Source organism: Candidatus Competibacteraceae bacterium, assembly GCA_016713505.1.
Classification (GTDB): domain Bacteria; phylum Pseudomonadota; class Gammaproteobacteria; order Competibacterales; family Competibacteraceae; genus Competibacter_A.
Window position 1 is genome coordinate 756,560 of the sequence record JADJPA010000001.1, and the last position, 18,586, is coordinate 775,145.

At 64.1% G+C, this 18,586-nt stretch carries 13 protein-coding genes; 7 read left to right on the forward strand and 6 right to left on the reverse strand.

The features are described 5' to 3' along the window. Positions 1 to 5 precede the first annotated feature (5 nt). Positions 6 to 1,172 (forward strand): lipid-A-disaccharide synthase, encoded by a 1,167-nt coding sequence (gene lpxB, locus IPK09_03465; protein MBK7982673.1) that lies wholly within the window; start codon positions 6 to 8, stop codon positions 1,170 to 1,172. Between the two features lie 25 nt (positions 1,173 to 1,197). Here lpxB and IPK09_03470 read toward each other — a convergent pair whose 3' ends face one another. Next, entirely contained in the window at positions 1,198 to 3,750 is a 2,553-nt protein-coding gene (locus IPK09_03470; GenBank protein ID MBK7982674.1) for a protein kinase, read from the reverse strand. Between the two features lie 84 nt (positions 3,751 to 3,834). Between IPK09_03470 and IPK09_03475 the strand changes: the two genes are divergently transcribed. The 3 genes from IPK09_03475 to IPK09_03485 are packed head-to-tail and all read left to right on the forward strand — an operon-like array spanning position 3,835 to position 9,018. After that, positions 3,835 to 4,917: a hypothetical protein gene (locus IPK09_03475; protein MBK7982675.1), complete on the forward strand. Its 1,083-nt coding sequence runs from the start codon at positions 3,835 to 3,837 to the stop codon at positions 4,915 to 4,917. Next, on the forward strand, positions 4,914 to 7,298 hold the full coding sequence (locus IPK09_03480) for an FtsW/RodA/SpoVE family cell cycle protein (GenBank protein ID MBK7982676.1): 2,385 nt from the start codon (positions 4,914 to 4,916) through the stop codon (positions 7,296 to 7,298). Before IPK09_03475 ends, IPK09_03480 begins: the two co-directional genes overlap by 4 nt. Continuing rightward, positions 7,282 to 9,018, forward strand: a complete 1,737-nt coding sequence (locus tag IPK09_03485; protein MBK7982677.1) for a hypothetical protein — start codon at positions 7,282 to 7,284, stop codon at positions 9,016 to 9,018. Before IPK09_03480 ends, IPK09_03485 begins: the two co-directional genes overlap by 17 nt. A gap of 2 nt (positions 9,019 to 9,020) precedes the next feature. Here the strand turns inward: IPK09_03485 and IPK09_03490 are convergent, their stop codons facing one another. From IPK09_03490 to IPK09_03505, 4 genes are all read right to left on the reverse strand, one after another. After that, on the reverse strand, positions 9,021 to 10,472 hold the full coding sequence (locus IPK09_03490; GenBank protein ID MBK7982678.1) for a trypsin-like peptidase domain-containing protein: 1,452 nt from the start codon (positions 10,470 to 10,472) through the stop codon (positions 9,021 to 9,023). After that, positions 10,469 to 11,185 (reverse strand): tetratricopeptide repeat protein, encoded by a 717-nt coding sequence (locus tag IPK09_03495; GenBank protein ID MBK7982679.1) that lies wholly within the window; start codon positions 11,183 to 11,185, stop codon positions 10,469 to 10,471. The genes IPK09_03490 and IPK09_03495 overlap by 4 nt, the downstream gene beginning before the upstream one ends. Positions 11,186 to 11,226: 41 nt before the next feature. Beyond that, positions 11,227 to 11,727: a hypothetical protein gene (locus IPK09_03500; protein ID MBK7982680.1), complete on the reverse strand. Its 501-nt coding sequence runs from the start codon at positions 11,725 to 11,727 to the stop codon at positions 11,227 to 11,229. Between the two features lie 61 nt (positions 11,728 to 11,788). After that, on the reverse strand, positions 11,789 to 12,466 hold the full coding sequence (locus tag IPK09_03505; protein MBK7982681.1) for a glycine zipper 2TM domain-containing protein: 678 nt from the start codon (positions 12,464 to 12,466) through the stop codon (positions 11,789 to 11,791). A 465-nt stretch (positions 12,467 to 12,931) separates the two neighbouring features. Between IPK09_03505 and IPK09_03510 the strand changes: the two genes are divergently transcribed. After that, complete coding sequence (locus tag IPK09_03510; protein ID MBK7982682.1) at positions 12,932 to 13,720, forward strand: substrate-binding domain-containing protein; 789 nt, start codon at positions 12,932 to 12,934, stop codon at positions 13,718 to 13,720. A 28-nt stretch (positions 13,721 to 13,748) separates the two neighbouring features. Further along, positions 13,749 to 15,812 carry a response regulator gene (locus IPK09_03515; protein ID MBK7982683.1) on the forward strand — a complete coding sequence of 688 codons (2,064 nt, stop codon included), beginning with the start codon at positions 13,749 to 13,751 and terminating at the stop codon, positions 15,810 to 15,812. 102 nt (positions 15,813 to 15,914) lie between these two features. Here the strand turns inward: IPK09_03515 and IPK09_03520 are convergent, their stop codons facing one another. Then, a complete protein-coding gene (locus tag IPK09_03520) occupies positions 15,915 to 16,529 on the reverse strand; it encodes a cytochrome c (protein MBK7982684.1) in 615 nt (204 codons plus the stop codon). Between the two features lie 212 nt (positions 16,530 to 16,741). Here IPK09_03520 and ilvD point away from each other — a divergent pair, with 212 nt between their 5' ends. Then, positions 16,742 to 18,577: a dihydroxy-acid dehydratase gene (gene ilvD, locus IPK09_03525; protein ID MBK7982685.1), complete on the forward strand. Its 1,836-nt coding sequence runs from the start codon at positions 16,742 to 16,744 to the stop codon at positions 18,575 to 18,577. The last annotated feature ends 9 nt before the right edge of the window (positions 18,578 to 18,586 follow it).

An 18,586-nucleotide genomic window follows, 5' to 3' on the forward strand; every position in this document is an offset into this window, starting at 1 on the left:
CCTTCATGCACATCGCGCTCGTCGCCGGCGAACTGTCGGGCGATCTGCTGGGGGGCGACCTGATCGCGGCCTTGAAGGCGCGCTATCCCCAGGCCCGGTTCAGCGGTGTCGGCGGTCCCGCCATGATCGGGCAAGGCTTCCAGTCGTTGGTGCCGCTGGAGCGATTGGCGGTGATGGGTTTGGTGGAAGTGTTGCGTCATTTGCCCGAATTAATTGGTATCCGCCGCCGGCTGTACCGACAGCTCATCGCCGATCCCCCCCAAGTTTTCATCGGCATCGACGCGCCGGATTTCAATCTGGGACTGGAGCGCCGGCTCCGCGTTCGCGGCATTCCTACCGTCCATTATGTCAGCCCTTCGGTTTGGGCTTGGCGGCCGTGGCGAGTGCGCAAAATCGCCCGAGCCGTCGATTTGATGTTGACCCTGCTGCCCTTTGAAGCGGCGTTTTATCACCGGCATGGCGTGACGGTCTGCCACGTGGGCCATCCGCTGGCGGATCTGATTCCCCAGCGCAGCGCTAGTGGAACGGCAAGACAGAGGCTGGAGCTCGCTTTTCCGGCTGAAACTCGCGTCGTGGCGCTGCTGCCCGGCAGCCGGATGGGCGAAATCGCGCGGATGGGTGCGCTGTTCCTGGAAACCGCCAACTGGTTGCAAGCCCGACGTCCCGCGCTGCATTTTCTGATTCCGGCGGCGACGGCGCGGCTCTACGACGAACTGGCGCGATTGCGAGCCGAACGCGCGCCAGACTTACCGCTGACGTTGGTGCGGGGGCAGTCTCGCGAGGTCATGGCCGCCGCCGATGTCGTCTTGCTGGCCTCCGGAACCGCCGCACTGGAAGCCATGTTGCTCAAGCGGCCGATGGTGGTGGCTTATCGCGTGGCGCCGATCACGGCCTGGATCGCCCGGCGCTTGGTGACGGTTGCCCATTTCGCTTTACCCAATTTGCTGGCCGGCCGGAGCGCGGTTCCTGAGTTTTTTCAGGACGCCGCCACGGTGGCGAACCTCGGGCCAGCGGTGCTGCGCTGGTTGGATGATGCACCGGCTCGGGCGGAGCTGGAGGCGACGTTCGATGGGCTTCACAATCGGTTGCGCCGCGACGCCAGCCACAGGGCTGCCGAGGCCATTGTGGAGTTATTGCAGCGGAAGGGCGCTGGCGCCGTCGAGGAGTGTTGAGCGAACTCGTCCGTTAAAAGGAGCCCTAGCGAGAAGCAGCGTCTTGACCGGAGCGCGACCAACGGTCGCGGCGCTGCACCTGTTGGGCACCGCAGCCGTTGGCCTTGATGCAAGGGCCGGCCAAGCCGCCGAGCGCCTGATTGACGCTGTCGAGACCGCGCTGGATTTCGGTCCCCACCGAGGCGCTGGTACGGCCCACCCAGTTCCCGAAATTTTCAGCGTCGCGACGGATGCCGGTTACCGGGCGCCCGTACTCCTTCCGACCAGCGGATACTGCATTCTGAGAGCGAACGGCAGCGGCCGATGAAAGCGCTGGAACCGGTCGGGCCACCGTCGTTGCCGGTGGAGACGTGGGTCGGCTGACCAACTCGATAGCCGGCTTGACGCGCGCTGCGGGCTCAGCAAAGGTTGCGGTGGCGCGGCTGACTAACTCCAGCGGCGGTTGCTCGGAGGCTGCCGGGAGCCTGGCGCTATCGGCGTGGCTGACCAACTCGATGGGCGGCAAGGCCGCAGAACGCCGGCTCGGGTGAGTGGCGCGGGCGGCTGGCGGACGCGCTGCAAGCGTTTTTGGCGTGGCGCGTTCGCGCGCGACTGGAGAGGTGATCTGGCGAGAGCGCTGCCCGACCGTGACTTTTTCGGGAGAAAGCGACGGCCGGGTGATCGCCAGCGGCCTATCCGCCGATTTTGGGGTCGATTTCACGACGGAAATGATTTTCACCGGGGCTGGAGCGAGCGGTGAAACGCCAGCGGGGGCGGTGGCGGGAGGCGATGCTCTGACGCTCTTTTCAGCCGGTTCGGTCGGCTCGCTCTTGGCGGGGGCCGCTGCTGCACGGTTCCAGCTCGTTGCTTTCTTAGGCGTGGTCGCCGGATTAGCCGGTATGGGCTTTTCCGCTACGAGGGGAGCGAGGTTGGTTTTTGGTGGAGCAGCGCGCCTCGCTCGTAGGGAGGGTTTGAGGCTGGCTGCGCCATGCACGATTGCCTCCGGCCTGGCTTTCGGCGAGAGTAAAGCGGGTTCGGCTTGCGGCGTGGCTTCGACGATGGACTCATCGGCCGTCGGTGGGGCAGGTTCCGCCGGAACCGCAAACGTGGGCGCGGTTTCAGTGGCGGTGTTTTGAGAGGCTTCAGAAGATGGGCTCGCGATCGATGTGGATCGATCCTGCCGCGTTTCGTCGGTTGCCCGGTCCGTCCCTGGCTCCTCGGCCAGCGGCGGTTGCGCCGGAGGCGTTGGAGCGGATTGAGAGGCGGCCAACTCGGCTGCGGATGGGGCGGGCGCGGACGGCGGCGCGGGCGGCGCTGCCGGAGCGGCGGCTGGGGGAGCCGCGGCCTCTGGGGCGGTCGAGTTCGCTACCGTGTTCGACCGGTCAGGCGCGGTGGGAAGCTCTGGCGTGGTAAGGGCCACATGGGGTGGTTCGGGTTGCGCGAGTTGACCGGGCCGGATGACGACGGCCAGGGCCAAGGCGGCCGCCAGCCCGGACAGAGCGATCAAACCGATGGCTCGACGTGACCGAGATCGACCCGAAGAACCGGCGCGGCGGGGATGCCGGTTCGGTGGCCTGTCAGGCGGCGAGGTCAGGTCGTCCGGCACGCTCAGCGCGGCGGGTTGCTTGGAGCGCACCGTGTCCAAGATCGCCCGGATGGCCGCGCTGGAGGCGGGACGATCGGCGGGATCGCGCGCCAGTAGCCGGTCGAGCAGGTCGATCAACAGCAGAGGCGCTTCGTTTCGGGCTCGCGCGGCGCGCGCCGGTACGGTCCAGAATTCGATGGAGCGCCGCACCTGCTCTCGTTCGCTATCGCTCAAACCACCCAGACGCTCACGATGCTGGCCGGCTCCTTCCTGGCCGTGCAGGGCCAGCAGTTGGCCGAGCCGGCGCTGGGCGGCGGTGGTCGGCTGTGCGGTGATCAACGTGAACAGCAACAGCCCCAAGGCATAATAGTCGGCGCGAAAATCGACGGCGTATTCACAGCCCTTGGCGCCGCGGCGGACCGGGAGCAATTGTTCCGGCGCCATGGTGGCGGGGGTGCCGATAAAAGAGCGGGTGCTATCGCCATCTTCCCGCTTCAGCGAACCGAAATCGGCCAGCTTGAGAACAGCGCCCTGGTCGCCAACCAAAATGTTGCTAAATTTAAGATCGCGATAAACGAACCCGGCGCGGTGAATCACCTCCAGACCGGCCAGAATTTGTTCGGCCCAATCGAGAATGCGGGATAGCTCGGGCGGCTCTCCCTCCCAGCGCGCTTGCGCCAGCCATTGCCCGAGGTTGGCCTGCATCCGCTCCAGGACCAAAACAGGTTGGCCGTTCACTTGATCGTGAGCAAATAAAGTGACAATGTGCCGAGCTTGTTCGGGGTCCAAGCCATCCAGAAAGCTGATCTCGCGCTCCAGATGGGCGCGCCAGTGGCCGTGGAGGCTGGGGTCGGCCTGCGACATGGCCTCGGTGTTGATGATTTTCAGGGCGACGGCGCGGCCGGAGGGATCGACGGCGGCCCACACCTGGCCGTAGCTGCCGGCGCCGCTGGACAGCACGGAGCCGAGCCGGTATTCACGGCCCGCAATCACGATCCGTTCGCCGTTTTGCATGATGGGTTCTCCGGGCTGCCGTCCTTAGAGGGCGGTGACTCAGTAAACTAATCCCCGCTGGCGGGGTCAAGCGATTTCGCTATTGTGTCATTATTTTCCACCATGAAAGCCATACCCAAGCTGAATCGTTCGGGCCGGCGACAGTGGAGCGGATTGTTAATGATGGTGGTGTGCGCCGCGGCGAGTGTCGGGTTGTTACAGCGCCAGTTAGCCGCCATCTACGCAAGGCCGACCACCGTCGCGCCCGCCGCGCCGGCAAGCCCACCGTCTCGTCAGGAGGACGCCAAGCTGTTCGCTCAAGCGTTGGCGGCTGGCTTGCTGCGGTCGGAAACAGACGGGCGGATCATGGTGGCCCCGGCCGATTTGCCGCTGCGCCAAACGTATGCGCGGGCGCATCCGGAGTTGCTGGCGCCGCGTTCGGGAGCCGTGGATTGGTTGGCCGGAGCCTGGAATGAAGACAGCCAGCGGCTGCATCGGATGTTGCATTTCAGCGCGACCGGCCGTTACGTGCGCCAGCAGGTCGAGGACTTCAACGCCCGCCAATTGCTAGCGGCGATCCGCTGGCGATCCGATTCCGGTCTGACGGGCCATTGGCAAGCACATTGGGGTGGAGCGGCGCTGGCGCTGGCGGTGACCCTGCCCCCGTCGGTCGCCCGGTTCTTGGCTGAGACGCCTGGAAATTGGCAATCCTGGCAGTGGGTGACGCGCTGGCCGGCGGTCGAAGGACGCCCGCCGGTGCGGTTTCGGCTGACGCCGGCCCGTCCGGTGCGAGCTGGAGAGCCGTTGGAATTGCTGTGGGTCGGCGCGGCCCCGGCGGTTGAAGGAGCGACGGTCGTGACCAGCGAGCCGCTGTGCGCGGGCGGTTCGCCGTGTGCGGAATCCGAAGCGGTGGCGCATCGGCTGACGTTGGAATGGCGAGCCGGCGCCAGCGAGCTAACGGTCAGTGGCTTACCGCTGCCGGCCATGGCGTTGCCGGAGTTCAGCAGTCAGGAGCTTAGCCCGATCCGGCGGGAGGGCGGGCGCTTGCTGTGGCGAGGAGGACCGGGAGAAACGGGTGTCCTGTGGCGTCCGCGGCCGGTGGGGTCGCTATCCGCTCGGTCGGCCGACCGCGCTTTGCAGGCGGTACCGTCGGCCGGCCGATCCGGTGTGGCGGGAGAGCGAGCGTGAGCGACCGGTCGGGTGTTGGAGCTGGCTTCTGGAGCTCGGGCCTGGCCGGTCGGTGGTGGTTGCTGGCGCTCTGGTCGTTACCGGTGCTGGGGGTCATTTGGACCGCTTATCAGGCGCCGGCCTGGTTGGAGCCGCGCTTGCTGAGTGTGGAGTTAGCGCCCGGTCAATCGTTGGTGTTGGGCCGCGATGCCCTGTGGGCGTCTCAGGCCGACCGCGAACATATCGAGTTACGGCGCGATGGGGGGGCCGGATGGCGGTTGACGAATCTCTCAGCCGCCAAGCAAGTAAGGTGGCGGTCGAATTTCGGGCATTACGACGCGCGGTCGGTTCGGTCGTGGCCGCTGGCGGCGGGCGCTTCGTTTGCGGTGGGGACCGAAACCTTCGCGGTGCTGAACGCGGAACCCGAACGGCTGATCTTGCAGGGTGGCGGACTGCGCTGGGATTACGATGGCCTGAACCTGCGCCGGGACGGTCGGCTGCTGCCGCCCTGCCACGCCGATTGGCGGGCTCGCTGGCGCGCCCGTCTCGAAAAGTTGGGCTGGTCGCTGGTTTTGACGCGGCGGCCGTTGCGGTTGGGCGGCGGCGTGTATTGCGCGGATCGGCTGGGATTGGCGGGAGTGCCGCTGGATACAGTGGTCATCGAACCGACGCCGACAGGCTTCGCGCTCGATCCGGGCGCGGCGGGGCGGCGGGACGGCACGCTGGTGACCGTGGCGGTGGGAACCCCGGAGGCCGAGTCGTTATGGGAGCGTTCGATTCCCCTGGGCGTCGGGGATCGGTTGACCGTCGGTCGCACCCGGTATGAGGTGATGCAAGCCGCGCCGGTGCTGGAATTGGCGGTGGTGGCGGGCGCGCGGCGCTGGCTGGCCGATTCGCCGCCGCCGGCAGCGTCGGGTGTGAGGGTGGAATGGGGCCGTTTGGCGTGGTTGTGGCCTTCCGGTTCGCCGGCGCCCGCCGGGTGGCTGGGATTGCTGCTGTCGGCGCTGGTGCCCGGCTCATTATGGTGGGCGGCGCGGGAATGGCGCTGGCGTTCCCAAGCCGGTAACCGCTGGTTGCGGATCGCGTTGGGTCTGGCGCTGGCGGGGACGTGCCTTGAGATGCATTGGAACGTCGCAACGCTCCCTTTACTATGGCCTTATCTGCTCGCTTGGCCGGTGTTGTTGGTTTGGCTGGGAACCGTGCGTTCGCCGTGGAGTGTCGGCCTGCTGGCCGTTGTGACTCTGTTGCTGGGTAGTGGGTTGCTGGCGCTGCTGCAGCTGGGCATCGGCTCCGGCGAAGCCGGCTGGTTGCGTTACGGCGGCAGCGGGGCGGCGCTGGCCGGTGCGTTCGGCGGACTGGCCTGGGTCGGGCAGAGCGGCTGGCAGCTGATCAGGCCGGCGGGTTGGCCGGGCGAGCGCCGGCTCTGGTGGGGATTGCGCCTGCTGGGCGCGGTGTCGCTGGCGTTGCTGGCCGCCCAAGTCATTGCGGGTGACGAAGGCGGCTGGGCGGGTTTTCAGCCTTTTGAATTGACCAAGCTGGTGCTGGCGGCGGCGGCGGCTCACGCGCTCGCCTTGCGCGGTCAGTCGCCGCTGCACGGTTGGAGCTATGATAAGGCAGCCCCTTGGTTGCGCTATCTCGGGCCGTTGCTCTTATTGGCGGTGGCCAGTGGTTTCGCCCTGCTGTATCTGCACGATTTCTCGCCGCTGCTGCTGTTGCTGTGTTGGGGTGTGGTGCTGGCCTGGGCTTATCTGCGCACGCATCCCTTGCCGTGGTGGCGGTGGTCTGGCTTACTGCTGCTCGGTGCTTTGGTCTTGCTGTTGGCGGCGGGCCTGCGAGGGCTGCACGATCGGCCGGACGCATTGCCGCTGGATTTTCAGGCGGAGCGGATTCGGGCGTGGGCCGCGCCGGAATTCTACCCTCATGCCGGCTATCAGCTACGGCGGGCGCTGGAAGCGATTCGAGCGGGCGGCTGGCAAGGAACAGTCTGGCGCGAGGCCGTCAACGGGCGGGTCATGACCGTCCCCGTGGTGGAAAGCGATTTCGCGCCGACGTTTTTTTTGAATCGTTACGGCGGGTTGGCAGGTTTAATGCTGGTGGGAATTCAGGCCGTGTTCATCGGGCTGTTGCTAATGATCGCCAACCGCGCCTTGCGGCGTCTCGGTACCGGCCGTTCGTGGCCTGCGGCCTTGGGTGGGTTTTTCTATTTTACCTTGTCCGGGAGCGCGGCCTTGCTCGCCGCCCATTTTCTGATGTCCTGGGGGACCAATTTGGGCTTTTTACCGGTGATGGGGCAACCGATGCCGCTGCTGTCCGCCGCCGGCAGCCATCTCGTATTGTTCGTGTTGCCGATTGTGGCCTTGGCCGTCGCGATCGAGGAAAGAAGCCATGACGACCCACTCTGATACGTTGATCGTATCCGATTATGTGATTTGCGCGACCTTGCGCAAGGTGTCGGACGTCTTCGACGTCGCACTGCTGTGGGAGCGGATGCGGAGCGGGCAGGAAGGGGTTTTTCTGCTGGAGGCGCTCAAGCGCTATCCGCGCCTGCCGTTTGGCCGCCAGCGCAAGGAAAGCTGCTATAGCCACATCGTGGTGCGCCTGCCCGAGAAGGAATATCTGCGGGACGACCGGCTGGATGACGGCAGCGGCCGCCAAGCGCTCTTACAAGAGTTCCGGCGCTTGCACGAGCGGCAGTTGGGTCACGCGCTGGCCGAGAACGCCACGGTTCGCTATCGGGTGGAAGCGGACCCGATCCTGCGGCCGGGCGAAGTGCAATTTCTGTTCGGGCGCGCAATTTATGTGCCGTCCGACGCGGATTCTCCATTATTTCGCATTCAGGCGACTGGCGAGGGTCAGACCGATTGGCGGGAGCTGGGCCCGATCTATGCGGGCCAGCGGCTGACGCTGTTGAACGCCGACCGGCGCGCCAGCAGCTTCGCGGTCGAGGGCTGGCCGTTTTTGAACGGCGAGTCGGTGTTGCTGGTGTTGCGCTCCGGCGCGTCGACGCAGGTGGATGCGCTTTCGGAACCGCCGAGCGGTTTGAATCTGGCCGACGATGGTGAAGGTGGGTTCGTGGTACGCGACCGCCGAGGCCGGGCTTTGCGGTTGCGGGTAGCGCCGGGGACGGCGGGTATGGCGGAAGCCTTGCGGGCTTCGGAGCGGCGGGTCGTTGCCGCGCCCGCCCGCCCCGAACAGCTTGAAAGCTTGGTGGCGGCCGATCCGCTGGCGGCGCTAGAGGAGACCGAACTGGATGTCGCTTATCCGGTCACCGATGTCTGGGGTCGGCGCGAGCCGATGATGGGTTTATCGGTGGATTTCGACGAAATCCTGAATCCCAAAGCCTGGCTGGAACCGCCGGGTCCGACCCCGGTCGGGCCGCCGGCAGCGCCGGCTTACGCCGCGGCATTGGATTCGGAGCCGGAAGAACTCGATCAACTGACTTGGGTGCCGCAGCGGACGACCACCGTACAGGTGGCCGGCGTGGCCTTGCAACGACTGTCGACTTACGCGGCCTCCGGGATCAGCGATTGGCGGGTCGGTTTCAATCAGGCGGGCGGCTTGGCCTCAGGCGGCTCCGCCAAAGCCGTGGCCTGGCTGCGCGTCGACAAGACGGATCGGGTGTTTGGCGAACTGGAGGGTTCGTCGGTGCCGCTGGCCTTGCCGGGGGTTTGGGGCCCCTTTGCGGAGCTGGAACTGGCGCTGTATATCGCGCCGCCGCCGATGAACCTGCACTACCTGGGCTGGGTGCGGTTGCCCGCGCCGCTGGCGTTGCCGGTGCCCTGCGACAAGGCGGTGAGCTTCGGGCGCGGTTCGGAGGCGGACCTGGCGCCGCACCTGCTGGCGGATCCGCACTCCTTGCGGTGGGAGGGCGCGGCTTCGGTTCGCGCCTCCGGCATCAATGCCGAATATCTGGGGCTGTCGCGGCGCCATCTGCTGTTGCAGGCGCGCCGCAACGACTGGTGGGTGCATCTGGAAAGCCAGAATATGCCGGCTTACCGGTTGGCGCCTTCCGGCGATCTGCTGGATGTATTGAGTCCGGGCGCGGATACCGCCACCACCGCCAAGCCGGAGGATCTGCTGGTGGTGGGGGGCTACGTGCTGGAGTTGGGACCGGTGGGCTGAGATTACGGGTCGGCGAGCGGCTGGCTTTTCATCCGCTTGGGATCGAATAGTCTGGAGGCGATGACTTCGGTGGAGGCAATGGCGAAGTTGAGATTTTGTCCCGCCTTGAGGCCCATGGCGGCGATGCCGATGACGCTGCCATCTCGCAGGATGACCGGGCCGCCGCTGTTGCCCGGACTGACCGGCGCGGAAATCTGGATGTAGCGCACCCCGTCGATTTCGCGCAAGCCGCTGATGACGCCGGTCGAAAAGGTGCCTTCCAGGCCATAGGGATTGCCGATCACGAAGATATCCCGCCCGATCAAATTCGAATCGTAGCTTTCGTTGAGCGCGAAACTCTCCGCGCTTTTGAGCGCGGTCGCCAGCAGCGCCAAATCCGGTTTTCTGCTGCGTTCGCGCACGCTGGCGGTTGATTCTTGTTCGCCGCAGCGAACCGCCAAATTGTCGGCCTTGTCGATGACGTGGTGGTTGGTGATGACCAGCCCGTCGGACGAGACCAACAAGCCGCTGCCCAAACTGTCCTTCTTGCCGTTGCGGAAGGTGACGATCAGACAAGTGAGGGGGCTGGCGCGCCGGTAAATCCGCTGTCCGGGACTGACGGCGACCGCCGCCCGCGGCGCTCCGGTCTCCGATGTGGCTGGGTCGGGGGGATGGCTCGCGTTTTCCACGCCGCGTCCGAGCGAACCGAGGACCGTGCTGAGCGCCGCGGGCCCGGCAGTCGCTGCCGGGACTGCGGAAGATGCGCGCGCGGGCGCGGCGGCGTCGGTCGGTGGCATTGATCCCGGCGGAGCGGTCGGTTTCGCTGCGGGAGCTGGCAGAGCGCTGGAGGTGGTCGCCGGGCTATTGGCGGGGGGGCGGATCGCGTCCAGCGCCTGTAGGGCGCCGGCTCTTAGCGGCTCGGAGTCCGCCGTCGCCAGCTGCTGCAAGCGCTCGACGGTCTGGGGTGGATTCTTGGCGAAACGGTAAGCATTGACGAAGGCGCCGGCGGCCCGTGGCGCGTCGCCGGTTTGGCCGTAGGTTTCGCCCAGCACGCTCCAGGTTGCCGATTGCGTCGGCGCCAGCGACAGCGTGTAAACAGCCAGCCGCTCCGCTTCCTTAAAGCGGCGCAGGCGCAGATAAGTCTGAGCGAGTTGGCCGGCGATCTCCGGATCGACCGGATCGGCGATGAACGCTTGGCGGAACGCCGCCAGCGCCGCCTTGAGATTAGTGCGGCCCAAGTGCTCCAAACCCTGCTGCTGGTAAGGCCGGGCTTTGACGGAATCGCCAGCGTCCGGCCGCCGCAGCTGCTCCAACTGCTCTTGAAAGGTTCGTACTCCGGTCACATCGTTGGCGGTCGCGTGAGCGATCATCTGCTGGACGTAATAATCGAAAGTTTCGTATTGGCTCGCGGCGCTGGCCGGCTTGCTACAAGCCAGGATGATGCCCGACGCCAGCAAAGCGAGAATGGCCTTCATGGCGCCAGCCGTTTGGAGAGCACGCCAGACCTGGAACCGGGCCGAGCGTTCAAGGGTTTGATATCTGGATTGGCGGGAAGCGGCGGCACGATCGCTGCCTCGGCGGGCAGATGGTAAAGCCGCAAGGCGGCCAAGGCGGCATCACGCAACGTATCGACGGTTTCATTTTCGGCGATGTTGCGCAAAATTTCCTCGGCGCGCATGGGGTTCTGAGCGAACCGGTAGGTATTGGCAAGTGCGCCCAAGGCCCGATGCGGGTCTTTTTGCAGTCCGTAGACCTGGGCGAGTTGGAACCAGGCGACCGCGCGAGCCGGCTCCAGCACCAGCGTTAGCTGCAAAGTGCTTTCCGCTTCCGTCAGCCGGTCGAGCTTGCGATAGACCAATCCCAGATAGTTGCTGGCCTCGATGTTGCTGGCGTCGGCGCGGCTGGCCTGCTGGAACGCGCTCAAGGCCGTGGTGAGTTCGTTCTGTTCCAAAGCCGCCAAACCGCGCTGAAGGGCAGCCCGCGCGCCGGCCGGATCGGTCGCTGTCGGTTTGAGGCTTTGTTCCAGCACCCGCTGCATGGCCGTCACGCCGTTGTCGTCGTTGGTGGCGGCCAATTCGATCATTTGCTGGACATAATAGCGATTTTGCTCGCTGTTTTGCGCGCTGGCCGGCGGCGTCAGCAGGCAAGACGCCAGCAGCAGCGCCAGCGGGAGACGGCGAGGTGGCATGAGGCGCTGGTGGCCGGTGGGTCCGCGCGGGGTCGGGAAAACTACAGGTCCTTGATGGCGTCGTACTGCCGCTCCAGGCCGAGCCGCTTGGCGTCGGCTTGCGGGGCGGTAAGCTGGCCCCGTTCGAGTTCGGTCTCGAACTGCCCGATATCGCGCGTCAGTTGTTGTTGCTTGCGGCGCAGCTCGGCGGTCCGTTGTTCGGTGGCGGATTTGGAACGCCGCAACTGGTCGATCCGTCGGGCCGTTTCCTGGTTGCGGGCCTTGAGCGAAGCCAACTGCCGCCGTTGCGCGGCGACTTCGTCGGCTTTCATCGCGCGGGTGGTCTCCAGCGCCTCGCCTTCTCGGCGCAGAGCCCGTAACTCATTGAGGGATTCGTCCCGTTCGCCGCGCAACTGTTGTTGGCGCAGCTCGTAGTCGCCGGATGCCAAACCGCGCACGCCACCCAAAAAACCGCCCGAACGCGGGTCGTTGCCGGGGTCGGCCGCGCAACCAGCGAGGGCGAGCACGCCGAGTAAGATACTGGAAAAATTGGTTAATTTCATGAAATCCGCTCCCGCTTCTCGAAGGCTTTGAGGTGGAGACACCGAGGTTCGGCCATCGCCCTTAGATCGCCATGCTGTCATAAACCCGCTGCAAGCTGCTGACGTTTTGCGCGGATTGCTGGCGGATTTCCTTCAATTGCACCACGTTGGATTCGAGCTGCCGAGTATAGCTGTCCCGCGCTCCCCGCTTCTGACGGGATTCTTGGTGGACCTCGCTGGCGTCCGCTAATTGTTTCTCGGCCAGCGAGTTGATCTGCTTGGCTTTGGCCAGTTGTTGTTCCAGGTTGGCTCGCTGGCTGGCCAAGGCGTCCCGCGTCGCCTTGCCGGCGCGGTAATCGCGCGCCAGCCGCTGCGATTCGCGATCCAGCCGGGCGATGTCCTGGTAGAGCTGGCGGTTCTGATCGTCGGCTTCCGCGATGAAGTCCTGATTGCGCTGGATTTCCGCGACCAGAAAATCCTCCTCTCGCGAATAGTGCGCTTTGCGGTCGGCGATCGAACTGCCGATGCCGGCGCCCAGCAAGCCGCCAGCGGCCGCGCCGACCAGCGCGCCCCTGCCTTTGTGGCGGTCGCTGACGGCGCTGCCGAGCAAGCCGCCCAATACCGCGCCGATGACCGCGCCTTCGGCGACGGTTTGCTGGCGGTCGTCCATGGTGCCGCCGGGCTGGGTGGCGCAGCCTACCAGCATGGCGCAGCTCACCCCGGTGGCGATAAGGTATTTTCCTATTCGGTGAAAGGACATGGATGTCTCCAAACTCGGTGGCGGCGGACGGGAAGGGTGGAAATTTGACAGTGGCCCAGCCATAAAATTCTGGAGGGTGCGGGCGTGGAAAGCAACGGGTTCACGAGGGGTAGCGTGACAGATTTCCGACAGGTGGTGACGCTCCTTCGGCGCGGCTCACGCGCTGCAAGAAGCAGAAGCTGTCGGAGTGCGGCAGACCTCGGCGGTCGGGCGAGCCGCCGGGCGGGGCGTGGCCGAGGTACGGTCATTTCGAGCGAAGCGCTGGGAAAAACAGCGATACACGGGCTGGCTGGCGACTTGGGCGGACGGTGGGAAAGTTCGGTGGCTTTCTCGGCCGCTGCCTCCACGGGCGGCTGGCTCAAGGATTGCTTGACTGGTCGGTCGTGAGGCGAAGGCGAACTCGCCGCACGGATCAACGAGCAAGGCCAAACTATAAAGGATATCGATGTGATGTTAAATAAACTGATGGGTGGAATAACCGGGGCTTGGCTGTTGTTAGGGGGGATGCTTGCCTGTTCCGGCAGCGCGGTCGCACAGGCGCAAACGCAACCGGAGTTATTGGTGTATTGCGGCATCACCCTGGTGCGTCCGATGACAGAGATCGCGCACAGCTTCGAGCAGAAGGAAAATATCAAAATCACCATCGCGCAGGGCGGATCGGAAGATCTCTACCAGAGCGCCAAAAAGAGTGGGCTGGGAGATTTGTACTTGGCGGGAGAGCCCACTTACCGCGCCAAACACCTGTCCGAAGGCTTGCTCGGCGAGGTGGTGACCGTGGGATACAATCAAATGGCCATCATGGTGCGGAAGGGTAATCCAAAAAAAGTGAAGGGAGATCCCAAGGAGCTGTTGCGCGAGGATGTCACGATGATGATCGGCAATGCGGAAAGCGGCAGCGTGGGTCAGGAAACCAAGCGAATCCTGGATTCGATCGGTATTTACCAACAAGTGATCGATAAGGCCGTTTTGGTTGCTTCCGATTCTCGCAGCCTCAACAATGCCATGAAAAAAGGAGAGGCTGACCTCGTGATGAACTGGCGCGCGACCGGGTTTTTTCCGGATAACGCCGAAGTGGTCGATGTGATCGATATGGACCCGGCAATGGCAAAACCGCAAGCGTTGTTGCTCAATTTATTGACTTTCTCAAAAAGCAAGGAGCTGACTCAACGTTTCATGGCGTATGCGGCTTCCGAACAAGGCCAGGCGATTTTCCGCAAGCACGGTTTTCTCGATAACAAGACCGTAGTCCAGTGAACGATCGATTTTCCGGCGAACGCGGCGCATGGTGACCGCAGTCAAGCAGAGCGTTGATCCGACGAAATCGGAGCCGCCGCCGATCAGTGAGTCCAAGGTAGCGTCTCCGCTGCGTTTCCTGTGGCTGATCGGTTTGTTTTTCGTCGGCTTTCTGCTGATTGTGATGCTGAATAAGTTGTTTTCCAACTTGATCGACGAACTGGGGGCGCGCAGCGCCAACGAACGGGCGCGGCTGTTCATCGGTGAGGAAATCGTTCGCAACATTCAAGGCATTGAAATGGATGTCTATCGAATGGCGATGGCGGGAGTCATCCAGGCTCAGGAAAGAATCGAGGGAGAATTCCTGAAAAAGGTGAGCAAGCTGGAGCATGATCTTGCGGTGTTGAAGGACGGGGGAACGGTCCAACAGCAGATCCACCTGAATGTGGAAGAGATGGAGCAAATGGTCCGCGAGGCTCATTTCAAGCCTGACGAACAGGACAAGGGATATGTCATGGAAATTATCGAGCTGGGTCCGCATCTCGATCAAATCAAGGCCAAGGTGAAGGAATTGAGGGCCTTGCTCGTACTGCGTGAGGAGTGCCGGGCGCAGCGTAACGGCGAGAGCTTGCAAGCGGTGACTCGGGATATCCTCATTTATTTTAAATTGCTGCCCTCGTTCTTCTTCCGGCTCAACGAAAACGCTAACCGGCTGTTTTTCGAAAGCCAGCATCGACTGGAAGGCTTGGAAGGGCAGCTGGCCGCCCAGCGCGACCGCTACAAAATCACCGAGACCGTTTTGGTGGTGCTGGTGATCGGCGCCGTGACGCTGATCGGCCTCTTGTTCGCCCATCAGCTCAAACAGTCGAACGACAAACTGGTGCGCGCCTGGGGCGAGATGCGCCTGGCCCGCGATGAAGCGGAGCGGGCGAGCCGCGCCAAATCCGATTTCGTTTCACGCATGAGCCACGAGCTGCGAACGCCGATGAACGCGATTCTCGGCTTCGCGCAATTGCTGGATCGGGAAGCGCTGACGCCGGTCCAACGCGATTATTCGCAACGGATTCATACCGCCGGCGAGCACCTGCTGGATTTGATCGGTGAGGTGTTGGATCTGGCGAAGATCGAAGCGGGTCGGCTGGTGCTGGAGTGCATCGCCTTCGAACTCAGACAGACCATTGATGAAGTGGTATCCGTGGCGGTGAAACGCGCTCAAATCAAGGGCCTAGAGCTCAAGCTTGAGATTGCGCCGGAGCTGCCAAGCCAGGTCGAGGGCGACCCGACCCGCTTGCGACAGGTGCTCATCAACTTGCTGGATAACGCGGTGAAATTCACCGAACGGGGCGAAGTGGGCTTGCGCGTCGAACTGGAGCCGGCGGACGGCGCGCTGCGGTTTGGGGTTTGGGACACCGGGATCGGCATGGCGGAAAGCGCGGTTCAAAAGCTGTTCAAGCCCTTCACGCAGGCCGACCAATCCACGACCCGCAAGTACGGTGGCACCGGTTTGGGGTTGGCGATTTGCAAGGATTTGGTCGGCGCCATGGGCGGGGTCTTGCGCGTGGTAAGCCGCCCCGGCCATGGAACGCAGTTTTGGTTTTCCTTGCCACTGAAGCACATCGACCTCGCGCCAGAGCCAACGGCGGCGGTCGCGGCCAGTCCGGCGGCCGGCGCTGAAGCCGCAAGCCGCCGCGTGACCGATGATCGGATCGAGCCGAGCGCCAATTGGCCCGGCCACGTGTTGCTGGTGGAAGACAATCAAGTCAACCAATTGGTGGCTTCCAGCATGTTGGCCGTCTTTGGCACGACCTACGAGATCGCCAGCAACGGTTTGGAAGCCTTGGAGAAATTCCGCCAGGGAAACTATGATTTGGTGTTGATGGACGTGGAAATGCCGCTGATGGACGGCCATGCCGCGACCCAAGAAATCCGGCTTTGGGAACAGCGGCGAGGCAGTCCGCCCACTCCGGTGATCGCCATGACCGCCAATGCGATGGCCGAAGATCGCGCGCGCTGCGTCGCCAGCGGAATGGACGATTACCTGACCAAGCCCTATGAAATGGACGCGCTCGCCGCCGCCCTCCAACGGTGGTTGCCTTATTCTCCCGCTCGGTAGTCGAGGCAAGCAACAAGGCGGTCGCGATACCCGGTGAGTCCGGGCGGGAGCCCGTGGTTGCCGGGGTCCCAAGCGAGCGATTGCGGGCCGTGGCCGGCGCGCTCAGTTATGCCCGACCACCACCAACCCTTTCGGTTGGCTGGCAAAATAAGCGGCCAGATCGGCGATATCCTGCTCCGTCAGCGGCAAAACCATACCCTTCATCACGGAGTTAGTCCGTTTTCCGGTCTTGTAATCGTGCAAGACTTTGGTCAGGTAATCCTCGTATTGCCCGGCCAACCGGGGATAGAGGGGGATGGTCCCGTTGCCGTCCGGGCCGTGGCAGGCCACGCAGGTCACGCTTTTCACTTTGCCGGCGGCGACGTTGCCGCTGATCGGATTGGCCTCCTTGGCCAGTGGGTAGCTTGACAGGTAGGCTGCGATATCCTGCATGTCCTGCTCGCTCAACGATGACGAGTTGGCGTGCATGGTCGGATGCTGGCGCTCGCCGGCTTGGTAGCCTTTGAGCGCGGCGACGACATAGTCGAGATGTTGGCCGCCCAGTCGGGGTACGTGATAGGTCGGATAGGCGTTGGTGTAGCCGGGAATGGCATGACAGCCGGTGCAGGTTTCGAATTTGGCTTTCCCGGCCGCCGGATCGCCGGCCGCCTGCGCGGTGCCGGCCAAGGCCCCGCAAACGACCAAAGCCACGAACGAAGGTAAGGCAAATCGAGTCATGACAACCTCTTTGTTAGTATAAGAAATGAGATGGCGCCGAACGCGGTTTGGCCGGACGCATGAAATTCTGTTCATAAAGACTAAGGCATTGCGGCATTTTTACAAGCCGCTTGCATAAGAGGACCCGAACGACCGAAATTATCTTAGAATCTTGTCCGAGCGCGGACATCTTGTCCGCCGTTTCGGTTTTTTCTGATTTTTGGAGTGCTTACATGCCCGATTATCGCTCCCGTACCACCACTCATGGCCGCAACATGGCGGGTGCCCGCGCGCTGTGGCGGGCCACCGGCGTCCAGGACGGCGACTTCGGCAAACCGATCATCGCCGTGGCCAACTCCTTCACCCAGTTCGTGCCCGGCCACGTCCATCTTAAGGATCTGGGGCAGCTGGTGGCGCGGGAGATCGAGCAGGCCGGCGGCATCGCCAAGGAGTTCAACACCATCGCCGTGGATGACGGGATCGCCATGGGCCACGGCGGGATGCTGTACTCGCTGCCCTCGCGCGAGCTGATCGCCGATTCGGTCGAATACATGGTGAACGCCCATTGCGCCGACGCGCTGGTCTGCATATCCAATTGCGACAAGATCACGCCTGGCATGTTGATGGCGGCCATGCGCCTGAACATTCCGGCCATCTTCGTCTCCGGCGGGCCGATGGAGGCCGGCAAGACCCGGCTGGCCGACCGTGACGTGAAGCTGGATTTGGTGGACGCCATGGTGACGGCCGCGGACGATAAGGCCAGCGATGAAGAGGTCGCCCAAATCGAGCGCGCGGCCTGCCCGACCTGCGGCTCCTGCTCGGGCATGTTCACCGCCAATTCCATGAACTGTCTCACCGAAGCCCTGGGCTTGAGCTTGCCGGGCAACGGCTCGCTGTTGGCCACCCACGCCGACCGCCGCGAGCTGTTCTTGGAGGCCGGCCGGCGCATCGTCGAACTCACCCAGCGCTATTACCAGCGAGGCGATGCGGCGGTGTTGCCGCGCGGCATCGCGACCTTTGAGGCGTTCGAAAACGCCATGAGTCTCGACATCGCCATGGGCGGTTCCACCAATACCGTGCTGCATCTGCTGGCGGCGGCGCAAGAAGGCGGGGTGGACTTCACCATGAGCGACATCGACCGCCTGTCGCGCCGGGTGCCCAATCTGTGCAAGGTGGCGCCCGCCACCCAAAAATACCACATGGAGGACGTGCATCGAGCGGGTGGCGTCATCGCCATTCTCGGTGAACTGGATAAGGCCGGTCTGTTGCATCGCGAGGTGCGCACCGTCCACGGCGAAACCCTGGCGGAGGCGCTGGAGCGCTGGGATATCGCCCGTCCGAGTTCGTGGGATGAAGCGCGCCTGCGTTATTCGGCCGGGCCAGCCGGCATTCCGACCCAGGAAGCGTTCAGCCAGGCGACCCGCTGGCCCAGCCTGGACCTGGATCGAGAGAGCGGCTGCATCCGCGACCGGGCGCACGCCTATTCCCAGGATGGCGGTCTGGCGGTGCTGTACGGTAATTTGGCCGAGGAGGGCTGTATCGTCAAAACCGCCGGCGTCGCTGAGAGCATCCTGGTGTTTCGCGGGCCGGCGCGGATCATGGAAAGTCAGGAAGAGGCGGTCGAGGCGATCCTGAGCGGGCGCATTCAGGCGGGCGATGTGGTATTGATTCGCTACGAGGGACCGCGGGGCGGGCCGGGGATGCAGGAGATGCTGTACCCGACCAGCTATCTCAAATCCAAGGGGCTCGGCAAGGCGTGCGCGCTGGTGACCGATGGCCGGTTTTCCGGCGGTACCTCCGGCTTGTCCATCGGTCATGTGTCGCCGGAAGCGGCGGAAGGTGGGACCATCGCGCTGGTGCGGGAAGGCGATCCCATCGAAATCGACATTCCCAATCGCCGGCTTCAGTTGCTGGTAGATGACGCCGAGTTACAGCGGCGGCGCGCGGCGCGAGATGGCGCGTGGCAACCGGTCAACCGGCAACGGACGGTCTCGGCGGCGCTGCGCGCCTATGCGGCCATGACCACCAGCGCCGCGCGGGGTGCGGTCCGCGATGTGAATCAGCTATGATGTTGATCT

Coding starts and splice junctions, on each gene's coding strand:
- IPK09_03470 (MBK7982674.1), bottom strand. CDS start 3,750: ATGCAAAACGGCGAACGGATCGTGATTGCGGGCCGTGAATACCGGCTC.
- IPK09_03495 (MBK7982679.1), bottom strand. CDS start 11,185: ATGCCACCTCGCCGTCTCCCGCTGGCGCTGCTGCTGGCGTCTTGCCTG.
- IPK09_03510 (MBK7982682.1), top strand. CDS start 12,932: ATGGGTGGAATAACCGGGGCTTGGCTGTTGTTAGGGGGGATGCTTGCC.
- IPK09_03485 (MBK7982677.1), top strand. CDS start 7,282: ATGACGACCCACTCTGATACGTTGATCGTATCCGATTATGTGATTTGC.
- ilvD (MBK7982685.1), top strand. CDS start 16,742: ATGCCCGATTATCGCTCCCGTACCACCACTCATGGCCGCAACATGGCG.
- IPK09_03500 (MBK7982680.1), bottom strand. CDS start 11,727: ATGAAATTAACCAATTTTTCCAGTATCTTACTCGGCGTGCTCGCCCTC.
- IPK09_03505 (MBK7982681.1), bottom strand. CDS start 12,466: ATGTCCTTTCACCGAATAGGAAAATACCTTATCGCCACCGGGGTGAGC.
- IPK09_03490 (MBK7982678.1), bottom strand. CDS start 10,472: ATGAAGGCCATTCTCGCTTTGCTGGCGTCGGGCATCATCCTGGCTTGT.
- lpxB (MBK7982673.1), top strand. CDS start 6: ATGCACATCGCGCTCGTCGCCGGCGAACTGTCGGGCGATCTGCTGGGG.
- IPK09_03520 (MBK7982684.1), bottom strand. CDS start 16,529: ATGACTCGATTTGCCTTACCTTCGTTCGTGGCTTTGGTCGTTTGCGGG.
- IPK09_03515 (MBK7982683.1), top strand. CDS start 13,749: ATGGTGACCGCAGTCAAGCAGAGCGTTGATCCGACGAAATCGGAGCCG.